This window comes from Streptomyces sp. NPDC002795, from assembly GCF_042888725.1.
Taxonomy (GTDB): domain Bacteria; phylum Actinomycetota; class Actinomycetes; order Streptomycetales; family Streptomycetaceae; genus Streptomyces.
In genome coordinates, this window is record NZ_JBIAQB010000004.1 from 77,962 (window position 1) to 103,360 (window position 25,399).

At 70.1% G+C, this 25,399-nt stretch carries 18 protein-coding genes and 2 pseudogenes; 13 read left to right on the plus strand and 7 right to left on the minus strand.

Translation table 11 applies throughout. The features are described 5' to 3' along the window. Positions 1–19: 19 nt before the first annotated feature. Positions 20–1,576, minus strand: a complete 1,557-nt coding sequence (locus ACFYWS_RS13575) for an MFS transporter (RefSeq protein WP_389274330.1) — start codon at positions 1,574–1,576, stop codon at positions 20–22. Positions 1,577–1,832: 256 nt separating this feature from the next. Between ACFYWS_RS13575 and ACFYWS_RS13580 the strand changes: the two genes are divergently transcribed. Genes ACFYWS_RS13580 through ACFYWS_RS13590 form a run of 3 tightly spaced genes read left to right on the plus strand, consistent with a single transcriptional unit; the run spans position 1,833 to position 3,916 of the window. Beyond that, entirely contained in the window at positions 1,833–2,459 is a 627-nt protein-coding gene (locus ACFYWS_RS13580; protein ID WP_389274333.1) for a TetR/AcrR family transcriptional regulator, read from the plus strand. Positions 2,460–2,510: 51 nt separating this feature from the next. Next, positions 2,511–3,212: a ribonuclease HII gene (locus ACFYWS_RS13585; protein WP_389274340.1), complete on the plus strand. Its 702-nt coding sequence runs from the start codon at positions 2,511–2,513 to the stop codon at positions 3,210–3,212. A gap of 29 nt (positions 3,213–3,241) precedes the next feature. After that, on the plus strand, positions 3,242–3,916 hold the full coding sequence (locus tag ACFYWS_RS13590; protein WP_389274343.1) for a hypothetical protein: 675 nt from the start codon (positions 3,242–3,244) through the stop codon (positions 3,914–3,916). Between the two features lie 81 nt (positions 3,917–3,997). On the opposite strand, the gene ACFYWS_RS13595 is transcribed toward ACFYWS_RS13590, so the two are convergent. Continuing rightward, a complete protein-coding gene (locus ACFYWS_RS13595) occupies positions 3,998–4,636 on the minus strand; it encodes a hypothetical protein (protein WP_389274346.1) in 639 nt (212 codons plus the stop codon). Positions 4,637–4,858: 222 nt separating this feature from the next. Beyond that, positions 4,859–7,021 (minus strand): RecQ family ATP-dependent DNA helicase, encoded by a 2,163-nt coding sequence (locus ACFYWS_RS13600; protein ID WP_389274349.1) that lies wholly within the window; start codon positions 7,019–7,021, stop codon positions 4,859–4,861. Positions 7,022–7,153: 132 nt separating this feature from the next. On the opposite strand from ACFYWS_RS13600, the gene ACFYWS_RS13605 reads away from it, so the two are divergent. The 7 genes and pseudogenes from ACFYWS_RS13605 (at position 7,154) to ACFYWS_RS13635 (ending at position 16,704) form a co-directional block, all read left to right on the plus strand. Continuing rightward, the gene (locus tag ACFYWS_RS13605; protein ID WP_389274351.1) at positions 7,154–8,581 is read left to right on the plus strand and encodes a DUF4192 domain-containing protein; all 1,428 of its coding nucleotides are present in this window, start codon (positions 7,154–7,156) and stop codon (positions 8,579–8,581) included. 640 nt (positions 8,582–9,221) lie between these two features. After that, positions 9,222–9,609 (plus strand): annotated as a pseudogene (locus tag ACFYWS_RS13610) (glycogen debranching protein); the annotation flags it as partial. Positions 9,610–9,726: 117 nt separating this feature from the next. Next, positions 9,727–10,488: an NUDIX domain-containing protein gene (locus ACFYWS_RS13615; RefSeq protein WP_266714958.1), complete on the plus strand. Its 762-nt coding sequence runs from the start codon at positions 9,727–9,729 to the stop codon at positions 10,486–10,488. A gap of 222 nt (positions 10,489–10,710) precedes the next feature. Further along, a complete protein-coding gene (locus ACFYWS_RS13620) occupies positions 10,711–12,654 on the plus strand; it encodes an ATP-binding cassette domain-containing protein (RefSeq protein WP_389274354.1) in 1,944 nt (647 codons plus the stop codon). A gap of 163 nt (positions 12,655–12,817) precedes the next feature. Beyond that, positions 12,818–13,702 carry a FadR/GntR family transcriptional regulator gene (locus ACFYWS_RS13625; RefSeq protein ID WP_389274357.1) on the plus strand — a complete coding sequence of 295 codons (885 nt, stop codon included), beginning with the start codon at positions 12,818–12,820 and terminating at the stop codon, positions 13,700–13,702. A gap of 449 nt (positions 13,703–14,151) precedes the next feature. Beyond that, complete coding sequence (locus tag ACFYWS_RS13630) at positions 14,152–15,708, plus strand: RNA polymerase sigma factor (protein WP_389274360.1); 1,557 nt, start codon at positions 14,152–14,154, stop codon at positions 15,706–15,708. Positions 15,709–15,870: 162 nt separating this feature from the next. After that, on the plus strand, positions 15,871–16,704 hold the full coding sequence (locus tag ACFYWS_RS13635; RefSeq protein ID WP_389274363.1) for a serine protease: 834 nt from the start codon (positions 15,871–15,873) through the stop codon (positions 16,702–16,704). A gap of 102 nt (positions 16,705–16,806) precedes the next feature. Here ACFYWS_RS13635 and ACFYWS_RS13640 read toward each other — a convergent pair whose 3' ends face one another. Then, positions 16,807–17,037 (minus strand): hypothetical protein, encoded by a 231-nt coding sequence (locus ACFYWS_RS13640; protein ID WP_389274366.1) that lies wholly within the window; start codon positions 17,035–17,037, stop codon positions 16,807–16,809. Positions 17,038–17,479: 442 nt separating this feature from the next. Here ACFYWS_RS13640 and ACFYWS_RS13645 point away from each other — a divergent pair, with 442 nt between their 5' ends. The 3 genes from ACFYWS_RS13645 (at position 17,480) to ACFYWS_RS13655 (ending at position 22,017) form a co-directional block, all read left to right on the plus strand. Further along, positions 17,480–19,603 carry a type IIA DNA topoisomerase subunit B gene (locus ACFYWS_RS13645; protein WP_389274369.1) on the plus strand — a complete coding sequence of 708 codons (2,124 nt, stop codon included), beginning with the start codon at positions 17,480–17,482 and terminating at the stop codon, positions 19,601–19,603. A gap of 273 nt (positions 19,604–19,876) precedes the next feature. Further along, on the plus strand, positions 19,877–20,410 hold the full coding sequence (locus ACFYWS_RS13650) for a DUF485 domain-containing protein (protein WP_389274372.1): 534 nt from the start codon (positions 19,877–19,879) through the stop codon (positions 20,408–20,410). Then, positions 20,407–22,017, plus strand: coding sequence for a cation acetate symporter (locus tag ACFYWS_RS13655; protein ID WP_389274375.1), 1,611 nt, complete (start codon positions 20,407–20,409; stop codon positions 22,015–22,017). Before ACFYWS_RS13650 ends, ACFYWS_RS13655 begins: the two co-directional genes overlap by 4 nt. Positions 22,018–22,034: 17 nt before the next feature. On the opposite strand, the gene ACFYWS_RS13660 is transcribed toward ACFYWS_RS13655, so the two are convergent. The 3 genes and pseudogenes from ACFYWS_RS13660 to ACFYWS_RS13670 all read right to left on the minus strand — a co-directional run bounded on the left by ACFYWS_RS13660 (position 22,035) and on the right by ACFYWS_RS13670 (position 25,377). Continuing rightward, on the minus strand, positions 22,035–22,715 hold the full coding sequence (locus ACFYWS_RS13660; protein ID WP_389274378.1) for a response regulator: 681 nt from the start codon (positions 22,713–22,715) through the stop codon (positions 22,035–22,037). After that, complete coding sequence (locus tag ACFYWS_RS13665) at positions 22,712–24,364, minus strand: ATP-binding protein (protein ID WP_389274381.1); 1,653 nt, start codon at positions 24,362–24,364, stop codon at positions 22,712–22,714. Before ACFYWS_RS13665 ends, ACFYWS_RS13660 begins: the two co-directional genes overlap by 4 nt. An 86-nt stretch (positions 24,365–24,450) precedes the next feature. Then, a pseudogene (locus ACFYWS_RS13670) lies at positions 24,451–25,377 on the minus strand (sucrase ferredoxin). Positions 25,378–25,399: the final 22 nt, after the last annotated feature.

Here is a 25,399-nt window from a genome sequence, read left to right on the forward strand (position 1 = left end):
CAGGTCTGGGGGAGCGCCCTCAGACCGAGGCCCCGGACTTCCCGCTCAGCGCCTCCAGGTCGCTCTTGCGTACCTGGATGAGGAACAGGGCGATGAGCGCCGCGACCACGGCCAGTGAGGCGGCCGCTATGAAGGCGTTGCTGATGCCGTGGGCGAGCACCGAGTCGTTCCATGGAGCAGGCAGCCGGTGGGTCCTGGCGAACTCGGCCTTCTGTTCCGGTGAGCCTTCGGCGAGGAACTTCGGGATCTGCTTCTTGGCCTCGCTCTCGCTGGCGCTGCTGAAGATCGTGGTGAGGACGGACAGACCGAGGGCGCCGCCGACCTGCTGCGTGGTGTTGAGCATGCCGGACGCCGCACCGGACTCGCTGTCGGCTATGCCGGAGACCGCGGTCAGGGTCAGCGTGACGAAGTTCAGGCCCATGCCGAAGCCGAACAGGAGCATCGGGCCGAGAATGCCGCTGAGGTAGGAGCTGCCGGGGTCGATGAGCGTCAGCCAGCCCATGCCGGTGGCGGTCAGCAGGCAGCCCACGGTCATGAAGGGTTTGGGTCCGAGCCGGGGCAGCAGGTTCGTGGCGATCCCCGCGCCGAGCACGATGGCGGCGGTCACCGGGAGGAAGGCGAGGCCGGCCTTGACCGGGCTGTAGTGCAGCACGTTCTGCACGAAGAGCACGATGAAGAAAAACATGCCGAACATCGCTGCGGCGAGGCTCAGCATCATCGCGTAGGTGCCGGACCGGTTGCGGTCCCTGAACAGCTTCAGAGGCGTGATCGGCTGGCTGGTGCGCCTCTCGATGGCGATGAAGGCGATCAGCAGGACCGCGGCCGCGCCGAAGGACGCCGTGGCGAGTCCGTCGCTCCAGCCTTCGGAGGCGGCACGGATGAATCCGTATACGAGGGCGGCCATGCCGAGGGTCGAGGTGAAGGCGCCCGGAAGATCGAACCGGCCCGGGTGGCGCTGCGACTCGTTGATGTACCGCGGGGCGAGAAGGGCGATCAGTACGCCAATGGGTACGTTGACGAAGAGCACCCAGCGCCAGTCCAGCCAGTCGGTGAGCATGCCTCCTGCGAGCAGCCCGACGGCGCCGCCACCGGCGGAGACGGAGGCGAAGACCCCGAACGCCCGGTTCCGCTCGGGTCCTTCGGGGAACGTGGTGGCGATGAGGGCCAGCGAGGTGGGTGACGCGATCGCACCGCCGACGCCCTGAAGCGCGCGGGCCGCGAGCAACTGCCAAGGCTCCTGGGCGAAACCGCCTAAGAGCGATGCGAGGCTGAACAGGGCGATACCGGTGATGAACATGCGGCGGCGCCCGAGAAGGTCGCCGGCCCGGCCGCCCAGAAGCAGCAGTCCACCGAAGGTGAGCGCGTAGGCATTGATCACCCAGGTCAGGTTGTTGGTGGAGAAGCCCAGTGCCGTCTGCATGTGAGGCAGGGCGATGTTCACGATGGTGGCGTCGAGCACGACCATCAGTTGGCATGCGGCGATCACTGTCAGCGCGATGCCGGGTCGGGGTCGGCGCGCGGTGGCGCGCGGCTTGTTGGGTGGAGCCGGGTGTGCCTGGATCTGATCCTGTGTCACGAGCGATCCCCCATGGGCATGATTAGAGAACGGTCACGTTCCCTGTGCGGGATCGTAGCGTCCCTGTCATAGTGAACACAAGCGTTCTTTACGGAAGTTGGAAATGACCCGGAAGGACCTTGCTGTCGACCCATCGAAAGAATCGGGTGAAGCCTGAGATGCTCGGTGGTGACTCCCCATCAGTGCACGTGAGCGTGTGCTGAGCTCACTGCCGCGCGTCCGAACCGCTCTCGGACGGCTCAACGGAGAGATGATGATGGTTAGTTCACGTCGGACGGTCGCCCCCGCTCAGGCGGCCTCCGCGCTTCGCAGGCGTGGCCCCGTGCTCGAACGGGCCATTCTGGAAGCGGCGTTGGATCAGCTCAGTACGGTCGGCTGGAACGGCCTCACGATGGAAGGCGTCGCCGCGGGCGCGCAGACCGGCAAGGCCGCGGTGTATCGGCGCTGGCCCTCCAAGGAGGACCTCGTCGTCGATGCGCTCCAGGCGGGGCTGCCCGCGTTGGACTCGGCCCCGGAGTGCGGAAGTGTGCGGGAGGACCTGCTGGAACTGTGCCGCCGGTTGCGGGCCGCCATGTACTCCCGGCCCGGCTATGCGCTGCGCTCCGTACTTCACGAATGCGACACCCTCACCGCCGAACGCTTCCACGGAGTGATCACCGAAGGTGTTATCCAGCCCAGCGTCGAGCTGATCAAGGAAGTCGTACGTCGTGGTGTCGAGCGAGGTGAGGTGCGCCCGGACGTCGACGAGGCGAGCGTGTGTGACGTGATTCCGGCGCTGATGATGTATCGCTCGAAGGTGTGCGGAAGCGAATGGGGAGAGGGGGATCTGGTGGAGATGATCGACCACGTGATGGTCCCGCTGCTGCGACGCCAGGCGCATTGAGGTGAGCCGAGTGTCGCGACGGTACCCGGGCGGCGTACGCTGTTTGCCGCCATGCCGTACGAAGCCCCCACCCACACCGTCGAGCGCTCACTGCGCGCCACTACCGGTGCCAAGATCATTGCCGGTGTCGACGAGGTCGGTCGCGGTGCCTGGGCCGGTCCCGTCACCGTCTGCGCCGCCGTTACCGGGCTGCGCCGTCCGCCGGAGGGACTCACCGACTCCAAGCTGATCAGCCCCAAGCGTCGCGAGACCCTCGCGGTCGAGCTGGAGAGCTGGGTGTCCGGGCATGCCCTCGGGCACGCTTCACACGAGGAGATCGATGCCCTGGGGATGACGGCAGCCCTCCGGCTCGCCGCCGTGCGTGCCCTCGAGGGCCTGCCGGTGCGGCCGGACGCGATCATCCTCGATGGGAAGCACGACTACCTGGGTGCCCCCTGGCAGGTTCGTACGGTGATCAAGGGGGACCGTACCTGCATCGCCGTCGCCGCGGCGTCGGTGATCGCCAAGGTCCGCCGCGACAAAATGATGGCCGAACTGGGCATCGACCATGCAGACTTCGGGTTTGCGGCGAACGCCGGATACCCGTCGCCGGTGCATCGCGCCGCGTTGGAGGAACGGGGGCCCACCCCGTACCACCGGCTTTCGTGGGCGTATCTTGATGCGCTGCCCCAGTGGCGGCACCTCAAGAAGGCCCGCAGTTGGGTGGACGTCGGCGTTCCAGAGATCGAGGGCCAGCTCGGCTTCGACTTCTGACCGCCGCGCTCGCACTGACGTGCCACACGTTGGCGCGAGCCGCACCCGCGTTTGATAGATATCAGCTCACGCCTCTCAGTCCCGAGGAGCCTCAGATTCCCGAGAGTGCCCAGGGTCCCCGCGCCACGCCCACCAGCGGCCGTACCGCGTCGACCCCCCGCCCCGTACCCGGCCCGCGTCCCGCGGCGCCACCGCGACCCGGACGTCCGGGTCCCTCAAGGCCCATGCCGCCCGCGCAGCGAACCCCGCGCGAGTCGGCCGGTGCCCCCAAGCCGGGGTCGAACGCCCCTGCCGCCACGCCGACTTCGGTCTCCCAACCGCAGATCCAGCTCATCCCGGCCTCGGCCGAGGGCGCGCTGGACGCCGCGGAAGAGGCCCTGGACATGCTGCTCGACTCGGGCCGCGCGCCCGGCGACGTCCTGGTGATCACCACAGGTGACCCGCACCCGTGGACGGCTCACGAGCTGTCCTTCGGCGAGGACTCCTACTGGGCGCAGCACGACGCGCGCGACGACGTCTTCTACGCCGATGCCTCCGCCCTGGGCCGCGCCGCGTCCCGCCCGGTGGTCGTCGTCGCCGTGAACGGCGGAGCCGACGAGGTGGCCACCACAGCGCTGCCGATCGCGCTCGGCCGGGCCGGTGCGCTGCTCATCGTGTGCGGCGACCCGGAGCGCATCAATTCGTTGCTGGGCGCCGGGGTCTGACGCACCGCTTGCCGGCTGCCCGTACCGCGAAGCGGTGTCCGGGGAGTCCGGCAGGCGGGCGCGCGACGGCCGCCGTGCCGTTCAGCGCGCCGCGGCGCGGCGGAGCACCTCCGTCGCGGCGCCGCCGGTGCGCGGCGTCGGCGGCTCCTCGGCACCCAGGGCCTCGGCCGCGGAGCCCACGCTCGGGCGCCGACCGGTCCTGCCCTCTCCGAGTACCTGCCAGCCGTCGCGCGTCATCGTGATGTACGCGCCGCAGCGCAGGCCGTGCAGCGTGCACGCGTCACGCAGCCCCCACATCCAGGCCCCGTCCTCCTGAGTCCAACGGGCGTCCCCCTCGCGGCAGTACAGCATCACCGCGGTGCGTACCGGCGTGCGGCGGCGCAGGTCGTGCGGGATCACCCGGCGCAGCTGGGACAAGAGGGCGTTGCGGAACGTCCAGCCGTCGGTGGCGCTCTCACGGCGCATGAACGAGGCGCTGGCCCGCAGTCGCTCGTCGGGGTCGAGCACGGCTACGACAACGGTCTGTGGGATCGGTCGGTGGCGGGAGTGCAGCCCGCTGACGACCTCGCGAGGGTTGCGCAGCAGCGGGATGCCGGCTGCCGCCCACTCCGCGGGTTCCAGCAGTCGTGTCGGTCGGTTGACGGAATCGGCGGACCTCTCGGCGCGCATCAAGGACGCAGGCATCGATGCCGCCGAGGACGGAGCGAATCCGAAGGTCACGGTCCTCCCTTCGGCTACACGCCCACACTGAGGGCGGGGTCGGACTGGGGAGCGCACCGCGACACAGCTCTACCATCCACCGGATCACGGGGACCGCGCGGGGAGCAGCCCCAATTCTTCCCGTCGTAGTGGCAGACGGCAACGAACAATTGGGACCGCGTTCCTGTATCTGACGATGCGTCGCCAATATCCCTGCCCAAAGGTCGGATCGCTACGCGCTCCTCACGCCTGTACCGCCAGGACCAGTGGCAAGACCCCCTCGGCGCCCGCCCGGCGCAGCAGCCGGGCGGCCATCGCCAGGGTCCAACCGGTCTCCGTGTAGTCGTCGACGAGCAGTACCGGGCCACCCGCGCGCGCGAGCGCTTCGGACAGCTCGGCCGGGAGCGTCAACGTGCCGTCGAGAGCGCGCAGCCGCTGTGCGCTGTTGCTGCGCGGGATGTGCGCGGTGTCGCTGCCCGGCGCGTACGAGACGCTGCCCAGCAGCGGCATGCGGCCGACCTGTGCGATGCCTGCGCCCAGGGACTCGATGAGCTGCGGGCGGGTGTGGGACGCCATCGTCACCACGCCCACGGGGCGCGGCGAGGCATCGGCGGAACCGGACGCCCAGCCGCCCGGCCCCTTGGCCCAGTCGGCGAGCACGTCGACGACGGCTCCCGCCACGTCGTCCGGCACCGGTCCGTCCGGGGCCTGCGGCGCGAACATGGGGCGCAGTCGATTCCCCCAGCCGATGTCCGACAGACGGCCGAGTGCCCGCCCGGTCCCGGCCAGCTCACCCGCGGGGATGCGGCCCTTGAGGTCGATGCCGACGGCCGCGAGGCCGGTCGGCCACATCTTCCGGGGCTCCACCTCGACGCCGGGGCGCCCGAGTTCACCGCGCGCCGAGTTCAGTGCTTCGGACGAGACAGCGTCGGAGAACCGCGGCGCCGCGCAGTTGTCGCAGCGGCCGCACGGGGCCGCCTCCTCGTCGTCGAGTTGACGGCGCAGGAACTCCATGCGGCAGCCGTCCGTCGTCGCGTAGTCCCGCATCGCCTGCTGCTCGGTCTCGCGCTGCTTGGCCACCCACGCATAGCGCTCGGTGTCGTAGGCCCAGGGCCGCCCCGTGGCGATCCAACCGCCCTTCACCCGGTGCACCGCGCCGTCCACGTCGAGGACCTTGAGCATGGTCTCCAGGCGTGACCGGCGCAGCTCAACCAGCGGTTCCAGCGCGGGCAGGGAGAGCGGCCGCTCGGACTGCGCGAGCACGTCCAGCGTGCGTCGCACCTGCTCTTCCGGCGGGAAGGCGAGCGAGGCGAAGTAGCGCCAAATCGCCTCGTCCTCCTTGCCTGGAAGCAGCAGCACCTCCGCGTGGTCGACTCCGCGCCCGGCGCGGCCCACCTGCTGGTAGTAGGCGATCGGCGAGGACGGGGAGCCCAGGTGGATGACGAATCCGAGGTCCGGCTTGTCGAAGCCCATGCCGAGCGCCGACGTGGCGACCAGCGCCTTCACGCGGTTCGCCAGGAGGTCCTCCTCGGCCTGCTGCCGATCGGCGTTCTCCGTCTTGCCCGTGTAGGAGGACACGATGTGGCCGCACTGTCGCAGATAGGCCGTGACCTCCTCGGCCGCGGCGACGGTGAGGGTGTAGATGATCCCGGAGCCCGGAAGCTCGGTCAGATGGTCGGCGAGCCAGGCCAAGCGGTGTGCGGCGTCCGGCAGCTGCAGGACCCCGAGACTGAGGCTCTCGCGGTCGAGCGGGCCGCGCAGCACCAGGGCGTCCGAGCCGGATCCGGTGCCGAGCTGCTCGGCCACGTCCGCCGTCACGCGCGCGTTGGCCGTCGCCGTCGTCGCCAGGACGGGGACGCCTTGCGGAAGGTCGGCCAACATCGTGCGCAGGCGTCGGTAGTCGGGGCGGAAGTCGTGCCCCCAGTCAGAGATGCAGTGGGCCTCGTCGACGACGAGCAGGCCCGTGGCCGCGGCGAGTTCGGGCAGGACGTTGTCCCGGAAGTCGGGGTTGTTGAGCCGCTCCGGGCTGACCAGGAGCACATCCACTTCGCCGGCCGCCACATCGGCCCGCACGGCGTCCCACTCCTCGGTGTTCGACGAGTTGATGGTGCGGGCGCGGATGCCCGCACGCTCCGCCGCCTCCACCTGGTTGCGCATGAGCGCGAGAAGCGGGGAGACGATCACGGTCGGACCGCCGCCACGGTGGCGGATCAGTGCGGTCGCGACGAAGTACACCGCGGACTTGCCCCAGCCGGTGCGCTGCACGACGAGGGCCCGCCGATGGTCGGCGACCAGGGCCTCGATGGCGCGCCACTGGTCCTCGCGCAGTCTGGCCGCGCCGCTCGGGTCGCCGACGAGACGGGCGAGAACGGTATCGGCGGCTGTCCGCAGCTCTTCGTTGCTCATGCCCCCATGCAACCTGATCGCACTGACATCACGCGAACGAGCCCGCCGCCTGTGGACAACTCCTGTCGTGTCCCTGATCGGGGTTATCCACAGGCAAAACCGGAGTGCTGCGTTCCGGGGCATGGTCGGCGCATGACGAATCACAGCGAGCCCGCCGGGCTGACCGGCGAAGCAAAGGTCACCCTCCGCACGCCAGGTGAACTCGCCGAGGCGCTCCCGTACTTGCTCGGGTTCCGACCCGACGACAGCATCGTCCTGGTCGCCCTGCACAAAGGGCGCTTCGGCGGTCGTGTGCGCCTCGGCATTCCCGAGCGCACCGAGGACTGGGAGGCCGTGGCGCGACAGATGGCCCAGTGCCTGATCGGCGAGTGCGAGCGCAGGGACGGCCACCCCGACAGCATCGTCGCGTTCCTCTGCCAGGACGCCCCGGCCCCGAGCCCCGACGCCGGGCGGCGGATCATGCAGCGCCTCAGGCCACTGGCCCAGCTGCTGCGCACCGAGTGCGGCGGCCTCGATGTGCCGGTCACGGAAGCTCTGTGCCTCTCGGAAGGCAGGTACTGGTCCTACTGCTGCGCACGCGCCGAGTGCTGCCCGGTGGAGGGCAACATGATCGCGACCGACGGCACCTCGGTGATGGCGGCCACGGCAGCCTTCGTGGGCATTCAGGTACGGGGGTCGCTGCGGAGGATGAGGGCGCGCCTGGCCCCCTTGGAGACAGCGCTGGTCACGGACCAGACGCGTGCCCTCGACGCGGCGGCGATGGAGCTCGTGCCGAGGATCCTCGCCGGGACTCCCCGCAAGGAGGTGGAGGCGGCGACGTTGGATCTGGCCCGCCTGGTCATGCGACGCCTCGCGGATGCGCCGGCAGCGGCCGACGCGCTCGCGGCCGACATCGAGGACGACGAGCTGCTGGCACACGACGAGGCCGCGTCGCTGATTCTGGGCCTCCAGGACCGGTTGACCAGAGATCGGGCGGCGGAGTGGATGGAGGGCGAGGAGGCCGTCCACGCGCTGCGCCTGTGGCGGGCGCTGGCGCGCCGGTGCGTCGGCGCCTACGGAGAGCACGCCGCCGCGCCGTTGACACTCGTGGGTTGGGTGTCCTGGTCGCTGGGCGACACCGTCGAGGCGGACCAGGCACTGGAGATGGCTCTCGGCGCCGACCCGCGTTACACGTTCGCCCGCCTGCTCAACGAAGCACGGGTCGGCGGGATCGACCCCGAGCATCTGAGGCGCTCCCTGCGGGCCAGGCGGACTGATCCGGACTCGGAACCGGACTTGGAACCGGACTCGGCTTCGGACACGTCGGCAGGAGTGGCCGAGGGCGAAGCCACGAGTGGCGGCGGAGTCGACGGGCCTCGACCTTCTGCGGTGGCCGTCCCCGGAGGCGCTGCCGATCCAGGTAGGTCCCGTGCCGCCCGTGGCCTGGAGGCCGCCCTGCGTCGGCGTGGCGAGCGGCGTCCCGGGGCCGGGACGCGCCCGGCGCGGGCGGGCGGGCGTGCACCCCGGCGTCCGACGGAGCCCCGCCGTCCCAGGCGGCAGCGGAGCAGGGGCGATGGATGAGGACCAGCTGCCCCGCGGGCCCGCTTTCTCGTTTCGCGGCCCTGCGGCGTTACTTGGAGTGGGCGCGCCCTGCTCGTCTGGGCGAGTGGTGGCGGCGGCGAGGTCGCGTCGCCGAGGTGCAGGGCAGGACTGCGGCGTGCCGTACCCGCTGGGGGAGGCGAGCGAAGACGATGTCCGACGCTTCGCCGCAGTACGCACCTACGGTGCGTGACACTGATGCGCCCCGGGATTTGCTGGCGGCCCGTGAGGTGCCCGGGGTGACAGGGGCGTTGGCCCAGGATTGCGCCCCCGGTGCCGTGCCGCCCGATCCTGCACAAGGACGGCCACGTACGCCGCCGGGCCACACCGGCCTCCAGGCGCCTTCGACGGGGTCGGCCCGTGAGCTGCGGCGGAGTACGGAACTCGCGCCGGTTCACCAGGCGTTGATCTGTGTCGGCACCCTGGCATCGGCCCTGGCATTCGTCGGCCTGCTGCGCAGGGAGTTCGAACTTCCGCCGGGTGGCAGGCATACGGTGCCGCTGCGGGTACGGGCAACCGGCGCGGGGGTCGGCAGAGCGGCGGGGCCCGCACGGGTTGTTCGACGCCTCCTTCGCCCCAGACTTATGAGCCTCCCCTGTCCGGAGTCGAGCTCGGGGCCACGGTGCGGGTGTACGAGACGGCTGTCGCCGCGTACCTGCTCAGAGGCGTCCTCGACACGGCCGACGCTGTCGACTGCAGGCTGCAGGCTGCCGGGGATGTACGCGGGGCTGCCGCGGGTCGAGGCGGGCGTTCCGCTGCCACACCGCGCAGTGTGCAGACCCGCTGCCGTGTCGGCCGCAGCCGGAGCGCACCTCCTGGCCGCCTTCGCGGGCATCCGCCCGTACATACCGGCCTGGACGGTGACTCTGTAGCGGATGAGAAGTGTTCCGCTGGGCGAGATCGGCCTGACCGGGCTGCGGGTCGCTGGGCAGGCGTTCTCCGTACGCGTCAGCAGGCTCGGCCTCGCCGTGGTCGAGGAGGCCGCGGACGTACTGCAGTTGGGGGTGTGAGAGGGGGGTGAGGGCGCGGGCCCTGGCGGACTGGTACCACCGCGCACCACCCGACGCAGGGCCGAGTAGGGGAGCGAAGGGCGTGTTTATCGTCAGGCAGACGACTATGATCGCTCCATGTCGCCCTACGACCCGTCGGCTTTTCCGCCCTTCGCAGTCACCGTCGATCTGGTCGTGCTGACCGTGCGCCGTCACGCACTGTGTGCGCTGGCGGTGCGCCGTGGTGAACCGCCGTTTCAAGGGCGTTGGGCCTTGCCGGGCGGGTTCGTACGGGACGACGAGGACCTGACGGCGGCGGCCGCGCGTGAGCTGATCGAGGAGACGGGGCTGTGCGCCCATGACCCGATGGCACCGGCGCAGGACAATGGAGCACACCTGGAGCAGTTGGCCACGTACGGCGATCCGAAGAGGGATCCCAGGATGCGTGTGGTCAGCGTCGCCCACCTCGCGCTCGCCCCGGACCTACCCGCGCCGCGTCCCGGCGGCGATGCGCACAGCGCACGATGGGCGCCGGTGGAGGCGCTGCTGAAGCACGGCGGTTACGGGCGTGAGGACGAGCAGGCGGCACCGTTGGCCTTCGACCACGCGCAGATCCTGGCGGACGGTGTGGAGCGGGCGCGCTCCAAGATCGAGTACTCCTCGCTCGCGACGGCGTTCTGCCCGCCCGAGTTCACCGTCGGCGAGCTGCGCCGTGTCTATGAAGCCGTGTGGGGCGTCGCCCTCGACCCGCGCAACTTCCACCGCAAGGTGACGGGCACACCGGGTTTCCTGGTGCCGACCGGCGGCACCACCACCCGCCAGGGAGGTCGGCCGGCCCAGCTCTTCCGGGCCGGTGGGGCCACGCTCCTCAACCCGCCGATGCTCCGGCCGGAAGCCTGATCGATTCGTCGGTGAGGGAACCGTCCCACGCGCGGTGCGGGCGCCCGGTGGGTCACGGCGACGCCGGGGAGGACCCGGAATCGTGGGCACTCACGTAAGCGCGATGCCCGAAAAGTGCTAAATATCGCGTTATCTTGCTGAAGTACCCGAGGGGTCTGCCCGTCGCCCTGCCGGCGGGCCGGTCCCGGCCGCCGAGCGGTCGCCCATCCTGCGAGAGAAGCGATGATCCAGGCCACCGGACTGACGAGTAACGCACGCAAGGGGAGCCCGCCCGCGGTCGACGACGTGTCCTTCGACGCGCGCGCCGGCCGTGTCACCGCCCTGCTCGGCGCACGGCGGTCGGGCAAGACGACAGCTGTACGCCTGATGCTCGAACTCCAACAAGGCCGTGGCGTCACCTACTTCAGGGGCCGCCCGCTGCACCGCATCGCTCACCCCGGGAGGGAAGTCGGCGTACTGCTCGGTGACGTGCCCGGTCATCCGGCCCGAACCGTCCGGGGCCACTTGCGCATGCTCTGCTCCGCGGCCGGTGTACCTGTGCGACGCGCGGACGACGTCCTTGAAGTGGTGGGCCTCGTCAGCCTGCGAGAGGAACGCCTGGGCACTCTGTCGCGCGGCATGGACCGACGGCTCGGCCTGGCCTGCGCGCTGCTCGCCGACCCGCACACGCTGGTGCTCGACGACCCCGCGGCCGGCCTGTCCGCCCGGGAGGGCAAGTGGCTGCACGGCGCCCTGAGGGCGTATGCCTCGCTCGGTGGCACGGTCCTTTTCACCACCGACGATGCCAAGGAGGCGGCCCGGGTCGCCGACCGCGTCGTCACGCTCGACGCGGGCAAGGTGGTGGCGGACCAGGATGTCGCCGACTTCGCCCGGACCAGGCTGCGGCCCCGGGTCGCGGTCCGCAGCCCGCACGCAGCGAGGTTCGGCGTCCTCCTGGCGAAGGAGGCGCGCACGGCCAAGCGCTCGGTCGAAGTGGTCACAGAGGACGGCAGCCGGCTGTCGGTGTACGGCAGTACCTGCGCGGACGTGGGGGACATCGCGTTCCGGCACGGCATCCTCGTGCATCAACTCGCCGACGAGATCGGCGACGCGGGCCCTTCGGCGGCGGAGCCTCTCGTTACCGAAGACCGGACGGACAGTGACGGTGACCACGCGCGCGCCGACGGCCAGGCCGGCACCGACACCGGCACCGACAGTCAGGCGAATCCTCCCGCGGCGGCCACACCCCTCAACGCCCTCACCCCCACCAGCACGTTCGTGCCGCTCGCCGATGCGGCGTCGCCCCCGGCGGCGCAGCGCCGGGCCGCCTCGAAAGACCGCGCGACCGAGTCCGAATCCACACGCGAGACGTCTGCCGCACTACCGATGCTGCCGCCACCGATCACCGTGCGCACCGCCCGCGGCCCGCTGCGCCCGGTGCGCTACGAACTGCGTCGCGCGACCGGCATCGCCACCGGTCATGTCACCGTCGCACTCGTTCTCGCCGTCTCCGCGCTCCTTTCCGCGCTGCTCGCACGTGCCGGACACACACCGCAGCCCCGCCTGATCGCCGCCTGGCCCCAAGTGCTTCCCCTGCCTCCCGCCGCCCTGGGCGCGGGGCTGCTCGGCGCCTTCGCCTTCGGCGAGGAATTCCGCTACCCCGCGCTCGCCGCCGACCGCGGAACCGTCCCCCGCCGCCTGGGACTTCTCGCCGCGAAGCTGCTCGTCGGCGCGGCGGCCGCCCTTCTCCTGGGCGTGCTCACCGTCGCCGGTGATGCCGCGCTGCTCTACCTCGTATACGGATCGGAGCTCACACAAGTTCCCGCCGAGTGGCTTTCCCTGAGCGCAAGTTGGCTTGCCCTGCTCGTCGGGTGCGCTTGGGCGGGTGTTCTCGCGGCCGGTCTGTTCCGCTCCACGGCGGCCGGACTGGCCGCCGTGGTGGCCGTGCCGATCATCATCGTGCCGCTCGTACAGAAGGCCTTGGAGGGACCATCTGTGCGAACAGCGGCGGGACTTCCGGGGCGCCTGCGTGATCTTGCCCTGGTGGACTGGCCGTTCGGGATCGAGCGTTTTGCCGCAGCGGGAATGCGGATGATCACTCAACCTGTGGGCGGCGCGCTGATGTTGTCGCTGAGTGCTCTGCTCTGCGCATATCTGTTCACAGCGCTGCGTACTCGGGTGCGGTGACGACCGGCCGACACCTTCCGGAGCCTCGCTGAGCGCAACTCCCCGTGGAACGCCCATTTCTTTCCGATAAGGCGTCAAGTACAGCGAGGAGGGAGATCACCCTTTCGTGTGCTTTTCACCAAAGACCTCAAGGGAGTTGGGGACGGCGCCGACAACAGATTCCGTGAGTACCCTTGCGCACACCATGATGACCGCCGCCCGCTCCGCCGACTCCGGCCTCGCAGGACCGGGCGAACTCGACCGCTACCCCTATATGGAGTCGACCGCCGAGCGCGTCGGCGGCCCCGCATGGGAGAGCCCGGACTCGGATCTCGGCCGGATGAGCCGACGTGCCGGGGGCAGCAGGGGGCGCGGTCTGCACGGCCAACTCGTCCAGCAGCTCGGGCAGATGATCGTCTCCGGCGACCTCGGCGCCGACCGCCCGCTGGTTCCGGAGGAGATCGGCCAGCGATTCGAGGTGTCCCGCACCGTCGTCCGCGAGTCTCTGCGCGTACTGGAGGCCAAGGGCCTGGTCAGTGCTCGGCCGAACGTCGGCACGCGCGTGCGGCCGGTCAGTGACTGGAACCTGCTGGACCCGGACATCATCGAATGGCGTGCCTTCGGGCCGCAGCGCGACGATCAGCGGCGCGAGCTGAGTGAGCTGCGGTGGACGATCGAGCCGCTCGCCGCGCGACTCGCCGCGGGTCACGGCAGGGAGGACGTACAGCAGCGCCTGGCCGACATGGTGGAGATCATGCGGCACGCGCTGGGTCAGGGAGACTCGATCACGTTCTCGCGTGCGGACGCGGAGTTCCACTCGCTGCTCATCCAGCTCGCGGGCAACAGGATGCTCGAGCACCTCTCCGGCATCGTGTCCGCCGCCCTGCATGTCTCCGGCGGCCCGGTCATCGGCTGTGACCGTCCGAACGAGGCGGTCGTCGCGCATCATGCGCGCATCGCCGACGCGCTGGCCGCGGGCGACAGTGCGGGTGCCGAGGCGGCCATGCGGCAGCTGCTCACCGTCCACCCCGAGGTGGAGCGCGTGGTGCCGGCTCCCCGCGAGCACTGACCGCGCCAGGGGCGCGGCAGGGCGAGGGAGGGCGAACCATGTGTCGCCGGACGGTGCCGCATGTGCGACGTGGATACGGAGCATGTGCAGGAGGGCGCCATCCGGCGACTCGAGGCGTAGGTGGAGGGCCCGCTCTCCTGTAGGGGATCCGCTCTCCGAGGTCGTCATATGCCCGGACGGGATTCGCCGCATGACCTGTTCTGTCCGTATCAGTCAGTCTTTGACCGATAACGGGGTGTGACTCGGGCCACGCAGATTGGGCGTAACGCTCCTCGGGGTAGCGCGATGACCTAAGAGGTGACAGCCGAGGAGGGAATACAGCAGCCGCTTGTGGCGCTGTCCATCTCCCAGGCTCCTGCCCGCGCCGTCGGCCCATCCCCAAGCCGGCGGTCGTCGGCTCCGGTCCATACAGGACGGGGCCGGAAGCCGTTTTCCAACGTTCCGAGAGGTTGTTCGTGTCGGCCAGCACATCCCGTACGCTCCCGCCGGAGATCGCCGAATCCGTCTCTGTCATGGCGCTCATTGAGCGGGGAAAGGCTGATGGCCAGATCGCCGGCGACGACGTGCGCCGTGCGTTCGAAGCCGACCAGATTCCGGCCACTCAGTGGAAGAACGTTCTGCGCAGCCTCAACCAGATCCTCGAGGAAGAGGGTGTGACGCTGATGGTCAGTGCCGCTGAGCCCAAGCGTCCCCGAAAGAGCAGCGTCGCAGCCAAGAGTCCGGTCAAGCGCACCGCGACCAAGACCGTCGCGGCCAAGACGGTCACCGCCAAGACGGTCGCCGCCACCACCACTCCCGAGCCGCCGGCCGTCGAGGCTGTCGACGAGGAGGCCGAGTCGGCCAAGAAGGCCGTGGCGAAGAAGGCGCCGGCGAAGAAGGCCGCCGCCAAGAAGACGGTCGCCAAGAAGGCCGCCGCGAAGAAGACCGCCGCCAAGAAGGACGACGACCTTCTTGAGGACGAGGCGACCGAGGAGGCCACCCCCGCTGCCGGTAAGACCGGCGAGGGCGAGCCTGCCGAGGAGAAGGAGGGGCAGGGCTTCGTCCTGTCCGATGACGACGAGGACGACGCGCCGGCCCAGCAGGTTGCCGCCGCCGGTGCCACCGCCGACCCGGTCAAGGACTACCTGAAGCAGATCGGCAAGGTCCCGCTGCTCAACGCGGAGCAGGAGGTCGAGCTCGCCAAGCGCATCGAGGCCGGCCTGTTCGCGGAGGACAAGCTGGCCAACGCGGACAAGCTCGCCCCCAAGCTCAAGCGCGAGCTGGAGATCATCGCCGAGGACGGCCGCCGCGCCAAGAACCACCTCCTGGAGGCCAACCTCCGCCTGGTGGTCTCCCTGGCCAAGCGCTACACCGGCCGCGGCATGCTCTTCCTGGACCTCATCCAGGAAGGCAACCTCGGTCTGATCCGCGCGGTCGAGAAGTTCGACTACACCAAGGGCTACAAGTTCTCGACGTACGCCACCTGGTGGATCCGTCAGGCGATCACCCGCGCCATGGCCGACCAGGCCCGCACCATCCGTATCCCGGTGCACATGGTCGAGGTCATCAACAAGCTCGCGCGCGTGCAGCGCCAGATGCTCCAGGACCTGGGCCGCGAGCCCACCCCGGAGGAGCTGGCCAAGGAACTCGACATGACCCCCGAGAAGGTCATCGAGGTCCAGAAGTACGGCCGCGAGCCCATCTCCCTGCACACCCCGCTGGGCGAGGACGGTGACAGCGAGTTCGGCGACCTCATTGAGGACTCCGAGGCCGTGGTCCCCGCCGACGCCGTCAGCTTCACGCTCCTCCAGGAGCAGCTGCACTCCGTGCTCGACACCCTGTCCGAGCGCGAGGCGGGCGTCGTCTCCATGCGCTTCGGTCTCACCGACGGTCAGCCGAAGACCCTCGACGAGATCGGCAAGGTCTACGGCGTGACGCGTGAGCGCATCCGCCAGATCGAGTCCAAGACGATGTCGAAGCTGCGCCACCCGTCGCGCTCGCAGGTCCTGCGGGACTACCTCGACTAAGCCACAGGCGCTGTACGGCCCTCAGAAGGCCCGGCACTTTCCCGTTCGCGGGAGAGTGCCGGGCCTTCGCCGTAGGCGGCTGTGGGCGTCTCCTCGCGATGCGCGGCGTGTCGCGCTGAACGACTCTGGGTGTGCCGTTGCAACCCTGAGTGAGGAGACCGTATGCGTCGCTCTTTCGCGAGAGTACTGACCGCTCCACTGGCCGGGCTGGCCGCGGCGGCGGTACTGCCGTTGGCTTCCCCCCAGCCGGCGGCCGCCGACGAGGGAATTGTCGGAGGCCATCGGGTCGACGCCGCCAAGAGCCCCTGGGCGGTGGCGCTCGCGAGTCGTGACCGGTTCGGGGGCACGCGCGCGGGCCAGTTCTGCGGGGGAGTCGTCGTCGGGCGGTCGACAGTCCTCACCGCGGCGCACTGCCTGAGCCAGGACGTGCTCGGAGTGCCGCGCGATCGGGTGCGGGACCTCAAGGTGATCGTCGGCCGCGGCGATCTCGGCGCGTCCAACGGCGCCGAGGTGTCCGTGCGCAGTGAACGGATCAATCCGGCGTACGACAGCCGGACGAACGCCGGCGATGTGGCGGTCCTCACACTTGATACACGGCTACCTGAGGGACACGTGCTCCCGATGGCGGACGAGGGCGACCCTGCGTATCGGGCCGGCACTGGCGCGTCCGTCTACGGGTGGGGGGACACGACGGGAGCGGGCGACTACGCGCGTACGTTGCACGCCGCGCGGGTGCGGGTGCTTGCCGATGCCGAATGCAAGGAGGCATACCCGCCGGGCGGCACGGACGGGACGTACGAACCGTCGTCGATGCTCTGCGCGGGCGAGTCCAACGGTGGCAAGGACGCCTGCCAGGGGGACAGCGGCGGCCCGCTGGTCGCCGGGGGCAAGCTGATCGGCCTGGTGTCGTGGGGGAGCGGGTGCGGGCGCGCGGGCAGCCCCGGGGTCTACACCCGCGCCTCGGAGGCGCTGCGGGTCCTGCGGGAGCACGCCTGACGCGTCGTATGGATACGAGGACGGGCGGCTTCCCCTGGGGTCAGGGGAAGCCGCCCGATCACCGGCCTGATGCCGGAGCTGGCTCGTCGTGTGTGCGAGGCGTCAGCGGTCCTCGGTCTCGGCGCTTGCCGGATCGGCGGTGAGCCGCTCCGTCTCGTCCTGTATCTCAGCGGCGATCTTCTTGAGTTCCGGCTCGAACTTGCGACCGTGGTGGGCGCAGAAGAGCAGTTCACCACCGCTGATCAGAACGACGCGCAGATATGCCTGGGCGCCGCAACGGTCACAGCGGTCAGCGGCCGTCAGGGGGGTCGCGGGGGTCAGAACAGTAGTCACGTCGCCTCTTCTCTAGCTCGACGAGCTGTCGTACCAGGGTCAACATCCAACCAGGCCGAAAACGTTCCCGCTCGCGGCTTTTCCTCGAAAAATTTCTCCGAGGCCGGCTGTCTGTCGCCGGGTGGCGGCGAATGTGCCGTATTGCGTCTCTACACGTCTTACGGGTTCGCGCGTTCTGTCAGGTCGGTCCTCCCCCGGCTGGTTGCCAGGTTTGTTCATGAGGACGTGCCCGGAGCCTAAATGGTTCATGCCTGGAAGGGAACGTGATGTGGGCGTCACTCCATCGAGGGATCGAACATTCATGCGATCCTGGACTAGTCTGGGCTGAGGTGAGGGTGGCGTGACAAAGGCTCTACCAGGCCTCGGTACCCTCTGAACGGCGACCGACGCCGGCCCTTCATTAGTGAGGGCCCCATCTGAAATTCAGCGAGGAGCGAACCGCGTGACCGCCGATACGTCCGTGCCGTCCACAGCGCTGCTGTCCGGAGCAGACCGGGACGGTTCCAACTACACCGCGCGGCACCTGCTCGTCCTTGAGGGGCTTGAAGCAGTACGCAAGCGTCCGGGCATGTACATCGGCTCGACCGACAGCCGCGGCCTGATGCACTGCCTCTGGGAGATCATCGACAACTCCGTCGACGAGGCCCTCGGGGGCTACTGCGACCGCATCGAGGTGATCCTGCACGACGACGCCTCCGTCGAGGTGCGGGACAACGGCCGCGGCATCCCCGTGGACGTCGAGCCCAAGACAGGCCTCTCCGGAGTCGAGGTCGTCATGACCAAGCTCCACGCGGGCGGCAAGTTCGGAGGCGGGTCGTACGCGGCCTCCGGTGGTCTGCACGGCGTGGGCGCCTCCGTGGTGAACGCGCTGTCGGCCCGCCTGGACGTCGAGGTGGACCGTGGCGGGCACACGCACGCCATCAGCTTCCGGCGCGGCGTTCCCGGCGCCTTCGCCAAGCCCGGTCCGGACGCCTCGTTCGACCCCTCTGCGCGACTGAGCAAGGCCAAGAAGGTCCCGAAGGCGCGCCAGGGGACCCGCATCCGCTACTGGGCGGATCGCCAGATCTTCCTGAAGGACGCCAAGCTCTCCCTGGAGCACCTGCACCAGCGCGCGCGGCAGACGGCCTTCCTGGTGCCGGGCCTGACCATCGTCGTACGGGACGAATTCGGTCTCGGTGAGGGCGGCAGCAAGGGCGAGGAGTCCTTCCGCTTCGACGGCGGCATCAGCGAGTTCTGCGAGTACCTGGCCCAGGACAAGGCGGTCTGTGACGTCCTCCGCCTGACGGGGCAGGGCACCTTCAAGGAGACCGTCCCCGTGCTCGACGAGCACGGCCACATGACGCCGACCGAGGTTCAGCGCGAACTCGACGTGGACATCGCGCTGCGCTGGGGCACCGGCTACGAGGCGGCCGTCAAATCGTTCGTGAACATCATCGCCACGCCCAAGGGCGGCACGCATGTGACGGGCTTCGAGCGCTCGCTCACGAAGACGATGAACGAGGTTCTGCGCACCCAGAAGGTGCTGCGCGTGGCCGAGGACGACATCGTCAAGGACGACGCCCTGGAAGGTCTCACAGCCGTCGTCACGGTGCGTCTGGCGGAGCCGCAGTTCGAGGGACAGACCAAGGAAGTCCTCGGTACGTCGGCGGCCAACAGGATCGTCGCGAATGTCGTGGCCAAGGAACTCAAGGCGTTCCTGTCATCCACGAAGCGGGATGCCAAGGCTCAGGCCCGCGCGGTGATGGAGAAGGCCGTCTCCGCGGCCCGTACGCGCATCGCCGCGCGTCAGCACAAGGACGCGCAGCGCCGCAAAACGGCCCTGGAGTCCTCGTCCCTCCCCGCCAAGCTCGCGGACTGCCGCAGCGGCGACGTGGAGCGCAGCGAGCTGTTCATCGTCGAGGGTGATTCCGCGCTCGGCACCGCCAAGCTCGCGCGAAACTCCGAGTTCCAGGCCCTCCTGCCGATCCGCGGCAAGATCCTCAACGTTCAGAAGTCGTCCGTGACGGACATGCTGAAGAACGTGGAGTGCGGCGCCATCATCCAGGTCATAGGAGCCGGGTCCGGTCGGACCTTCGACATCGACGCGGCGCGCTACGGCAAGATCATCCTGCTCGTCGACGCCGACGTCGACGGCGCGCACATCCGTACGCTGCTGCTGACGCTGTTCCAGCGCTACATGCGGCCGATGATCGAGGCCGGCCGTGTCTTCGCGGCCGTGCCGCCCCTGCACCGCATCGAGCTGGTCCAGCCGAAGAAGGGCCAGGACAAGTACATCTACACGTACTCGGACCGAGAGCTGCGCGAGACGCTGCTCGAACTCCAGCGCAAGAACGTGCGGTACAAGGACTCGATCCAGCGGTACAAGGGTCTCGGCGAGATGGACGCCGACCAGCTCGCGGAGACCACGATGGACCCGCGCTATCGCACGCTGCGCCGGATCAACATCGGCGAACTGGAGGCGGCGGAGCACGTCTTCGACCTGCTGATGGGCAACGATGTGGCGCCGCGCAAGGAGTTCATCAGCAGCTCCGCGTCGACCCTCGACCGGTCGCGCATCGACATGTAGCGACGAGGGCGGGGGCGCGGTGACCGTGCCCCCGCCCTCGCTGGTCGTCCGCTCCCGCCTGCTGATGCTGTGGGCCGGTCGGAATGGTTCGCGAAGACCGGGCTCAAGGACCGTGCCCAGGCCGTCCGTTACGCGTCCCGGCACGGACTCGCGGCGCTACCGGGGGCGTCCATCACCTAATGGAGTGAAGGGGCTGCGGAGAGCGTCCTGGATCTTCCCGTTCTGTCCATCCTTGGTCCGCGGCCGCAGTGGGCCGCGGACAAGGAGAGTTCGGTGGACAAGCACGACGGGCGCGCGGCCGCGCGGCCCAGGGCCGTTGCCACGAGGGGCAGCGGTGATCCCTGGTACGACGAGCCGGACTCGCAATGGGATGAGTGGCGCGGCCCCGGCGTGCAGGCGGCAGCGGTGCCCGCCCCGGCCGTGCCGTCCGAGCGGAGCGCGGCGGGGGTCTACCTGGAGGTGCAGCGCAGTGCGGCGTTCCAGGAGGTGCGCAGGCGCTATCGGCGGTTCGTCGTCCCGGCCGGTGTGCTCTTCTTCGCCTGGTACGTCGCGTACGTCGTGACCGCCACGACGGCGCCCGGCCTGATGGCCCAACCGGTCGCGGGCGTCGTGAACGTGGCGATGGTGGCGGGCCTCGGGCAGTTCGCCAGTACGTTCCTGCTCACGTGGCTGTATGCGCGCCATGCGCGACTGCGCCGCGATCGTGCGGCGCTCGAACTGCGGTGGGACACGCAGGAGATGACGCGCGGCATCGTCGGGCACGCGCGCGTGAACGGTACTGCGCGCGGCGAGGGCGGCCAGCGGTGACCGGGGCGCATCAGACCCTGGCCCTGGTCCTGTTCAGCGCGTTCGTGGCGGTCACGCTCGCCATCACGACCTGGGCCAGCCGCAAGCGACATGGCTCGGCGGAGGAGTTCTACGCGGGCGGCCGGCTGTTCTCGCCCATGGAGAACGGATTCGCCATCGCGGGTGACTACATGTCGGCCGCCTCCTTCCTCGGCATCTCCGGACTGATCGCGCTGTTCGGATACGACGGGCTGCTCTACTCGGTCGGCTTTCTCGTGGCCTGGCTCGTGGTCCTCTTCTTCGTCGCCGAACTGGTGCGCAACTGCGGCAGGTTCACGCTCGCCGACGTCGTCGCGGCCCGGATGCGGGAGCGGCCGGTGCGCATCGCCGCGGGAACTTCTTCGGTGACCGTGTCCGTTCTGTATCTGGTGGCGCAGATGGTGGGTGCGGGAAGCCTGGTCGCGCTGCTGCTGGGGGAGGCGAGTGGCGCCGCGCAGGCATGGACCGTCGTCGGCGTGGGCGCGCTCATGGTCATCTATGTGTCGATGGGAGGGATGCGGGCCACCACGTGGATCCAGATCGTGAAGGCCGTCCTGCTCATGGGCGGGGCGATCGTCCTGACGGTGCTCGTCCTGGCGCGCTTCCACGGTGACTTCGACGAGCTGCTGCGCACCGCCGCCGCGCGCAGCGGGCACGGCTCGGACTTCCTCGTGCCCGGTCTGAAGTACGGAGGAAGCTGGACCGCTCGCTTCGACTTCATCAGCCTGGGCCTCGCGCTCGTGCTCGGCACGGCGGGCCTTCCGCACATCCTGTCGCGCTTCTACACCGTGCCGACCGCGCGGGCCGCGCGCCGCTCGGTCGTGTGGTCCATCGGGCTCATCGGCAGTTTCTACCTGATGACGATCGTGCTCGGATTCGGTGCCGCGGCCCTCGTGGGCCCCGATGCCGTACGGGGCTCGAACGCCGCGGGGAATACGGCGGTTCCGCTGCTCGCCCTCGACCTGGGCGGCGGCGAAGACTCCACCGGGGGCACGGTGCTGTTCGCGATCGTGGCCGCGGTCGCCTTCGCCACCATCCTCGCCGTCGTCGCCGGGATCACGCTGGCATCCTCGGCCTCCGTGGCGCACGACCTGTACGCCTCACTCCGTAGAGGCGGCCCCGCGGGGAAGCGCGGCGACAGTCAGTGGAGCGAAGTCGCGGTCGCGCGGGTCGCCGCGGCCGGTGTCGGCGTGCTCGCGATCGGTCTCGGGCTGCTGGCGCGCGACCTGAACGTGGCGTTCCTGGTCGGGCTCGCGTTCGCGGTCGCCGCGTCGGCCAATCTGCCCGTGCTGCTCTACTCGTTGTTCTGGCGGGGCTTCACCACACGGGGCGCCGTGTGGTCGGTGTACGGCGGCCTGGTGCCCGCACTGGTGCTCGTGGTGCTGTCCCCGGTGGTCTCCGGGAGCCCCGCATCGCTGTTCCCCGGCGTGGACTTCCAGTACTTCCCGCTGGAGAACCCCGGACTCGTCTCGATTCCGCTCGGCTTCCTCGCGGGCTGGCTGGGCACCATGACCTCCCCCGAGGAGCCGGACGGGGCCAAGCACGCGGAGACCGAAGTACGGGCGCTGACGGGCGCAGGGGCGGTCTGACACGCCCCTGGGGGGAATCAGCGGCCGGCGGCGGTCCACTCGTAGCGGTGCTCGGGCCGCCCGGTGTCGCCGTACTTGAGGCTCAGCCGTACCCGTCCGGTCCGCTCCAAGAGCTTGAGGTAGCGCTGGGCGGTCTGTCGGCTGAGCCCGGTGGCATCGGCCAACTCCTGTGCCGAGAGCGGGCCTTCGGCGGTCATCATCGCCCGGCGCACGTGCTCGGCGGTGGTGGGCGAGTGACCCTTGGGCAGCTCGGGCGCGGGCCCGGCGGAGAGCGCGCCGAAGATCTGGTCGACCTCCGCCTGCTCCGCCTCGCCCCCACCGTCGAGGGTGCGCCTCAGCGCCGCGTACGCCTCCAACTTGCCGCGCAGGCCGGCGAACGAGAACGGCTTGACCAGGTACTGCAGCGCTCCATGGCGCATCGCGGCCTGTACGGTCCCCACGTCGCGCGCCGCGGTCACCATGATCACGTCGATCTGGTGGCCGCGTTCACGCACCGTCCGGGCGAGCGCCAGGCCCGTCCGGTCCGGCAGGTAGTGGTCGAGCAGCACCAGATCGACAGGGAGCTCCTCGATCCGGTCGAGTGCCTCCGCCGCACTGTGCGCGGTCGCCGCGACACGGAAGCCGGGAACCTTCGCCACGTAGGCGGCGTTGACGTCGGCCACGCGGATGTCGTCGTCCACGACCAGTACGTCGATCATCGGGCCTCCTCGGTCACGTCCGGCACGTCCGGCACGTCCACGGTGAGTGCCTCCGGCAGGACGACGACGAATTCGGCGCCCCCGAGAGGCGACTCGGTCACCTCGACGGTGCCGCCCTGCCGCTCGGCGAACCTGCGCACCAGGGCGAGTCCGATGCCGCGCTTGCCGTGGGCCGGTGGCTCCTTGGTGGACCAGCCTTCCACGAAGACGGTCGCCCGCTGGTCGGCGGGGACGCCCGGCCCCGAATCGCGTACCCGTAGGACCGCGCTACGGCCTTCGGCCCGCAGAACCACCTCCACGCGCGCGTGCTGCGCCGAACCGGCGGCCGCGTCCAGGGCGTTGTCCACCAGGTTGCCGACGATCGTGACGATGCCGCGCGGATCGACGAGGCGGTCCGGAAGCCAGGTGTCCCCGGAGATGCCGAACGCGACACCACGCTCCGCGGCCACGGTCGCCTTGCCCACCATCAAGGCCGAGAGCAGCGGGTCCTCGATCCGCTCGGTGATCTGCTCCGCGGTCACCCGGCGCGCCCCCGCCACCTCGCCGACGAAGTCCACGGCCTCCTCGTACATCTCCAGCTCCAGAAGACCCAACAACGTATGCATGCGGTTCGCGTGTTCGTGGTCCTGCGCGCGCAGGGCGTCGATCAGGCCGCGGGTGGAGTCGAGTTCGCGGCCCAGCTGCTCCAGCTCGGTGCGGTCACGCAGGGTGGCGACCGCGCCCCCGTCGTCGGTGGGCATCCGGTTCGCGACCAGGACGCGCTGCCCGCGGACGGTGAGCAGGTCGGTCCCGGAGACGTGCCCCGCGAGCACGTCCGTCGTACGCCCCGCCCCGAGCGCCTCGTCCAGCGGCTTTCCGGTCACCTTCGAGTCCACGCCGAGCAGCCGCTGCGCCTCGTCGTTGAGCAGGCGTATCCGCCCGCCGCGGTCCAGCGCCACGACCCCCTCGCGAATGCCGTGCAGCATGGCCTCGCGCTCGGCCAGGAGCGCCGAGATGTCCGAGAAAGCCAGGTCACGGGTCTGCCGCTGGACCCGTCGCGAGATCAGATACGCGGCGAGCGCCCCGACGGCCAGAGCCCCTCCCGCGTACGCGAACAGGCCGGGGATGGCGTGGATGAGACGCGCGCGGACGCTGTCGTACTCGATGCCGACCGAGACGGCGCCCACGATGGCCCCGTCCGCGGCCCTGAGGGGCACTTTGCCGCGCGCTGAGCGGCCGAGCGTCCCCTCGTCGATCTCCATGACCGCGCGGCCCGCCAGCGCCGTGCTGGGGTCCGTCGACACTATCTGCCCGATCCGGCCGCGATCGGTGTGCGACCAGCGGACGCCCTCCCGGTTCATGATCACGACGTACTCGGCGCCGCTGGCCCGGCGGATCCGCTCGGCCGCGGCCTGCACGGGACCGTCCGGGCTCGGCCGCGAGGAACGCAGCTCCTCGGCGATCCGGGGCTCCGCCGCCGTGGTCTGCGCGATGGCCAGGGCCCGGCGCATCGCCTGGTCGTCGAGCTGGTCGCTCAGCGGCGCGAGGAAAAGCCCCGTCGCCAGCACCGCCACCCCCGCGGCGATCGCCACCTGCATCAGCAGCACCTGGGCGAACACTCGCTTAGGGAGGCCGAAGCGCAGCCGGCGGACAGGGGAAGTCGAGCTCATGGCTCAGAACGGTACGGGCCCGTCGACGCTGGTCGAAGGGCTTGTGGCGCGGATCTCCTCCACCATGCCGCTGCTGCGCCGACGCGTCAGCGGTGTGACGCGGGAACCTCACGCACCGCCACGACATCCATGCGCGCGGGTGATCCCAGTGCGGCCCCACAGCTCTCCGGGCGCGGTGGTGACGAGGCGGCCTGAGCCACGGTGACTTCCCACCGCCGTCCGTCGACATGGGCAACCGTCACGTCCCAGTGGGGCGCACCAGGCGCCTCCGTCGTACGTACGACGCTCAGGACACCGGCGCCGTACTCGGCGGCGGCCCGGCGCACGGCGAGCTCGGCGGCCTGCCCTGGACGGTCCCAGGCGGAGTTGCCGCGGCAGCCATGGAGCACGATCCGGCCCGAGCGCACCGCATGGAGGACCTCCTTGACGTCGGCGGCCGAGGACCTTCACTAGGCGTAGCCGTAGGGCAGCACAAGGAGAGTGGGGGAGAAGCGGTGGCCGCCCAAGTGCGTGATTTCCCAGACACTCTCACCTCCTCCGGAGGAGGTGAGTTCGGAGGCCAGAGGCCGCCCCAGAAGCGCGCAGCACTGGTCGCGCTTCCCGTTCGTGCAGACGAAGGCGAGGGGTTCGCCTTCATAGGGTGCGCCGAAGTCGCCGTGCCGACCCGCCCCCAAGGCGGTGAAGTCGAGCCGCAGAAGCTCTTCGGGAGCCGCGACTGTGGTGCTGCGCAGCCACGTGTTTCCCGGGTCTGTGTGGGCCACGTACACCTGGTGGCGCCGCGCGGCATGGTGGTCCGCGTGCCGGCCCGGGCGGCGGACGAGGGCGACACGCACTCCCGTGCCGTCTGCCGCCGCCTCCAGAGAGCGGCCCACATTGGGGTCGAGATGGCTGGAGACCAGGGCCTTGGCGCCCCACGGTCCGGGCTGCTCGATCAGCAGCCAGGTGCGCGCGGTGGCCGCCGTCCCGGCCAGCGGCTCCTCAAGATCCCGCGAGGCGGTCGTGCACGTATTCACAGCGGCGACCCTAACCCCGCCC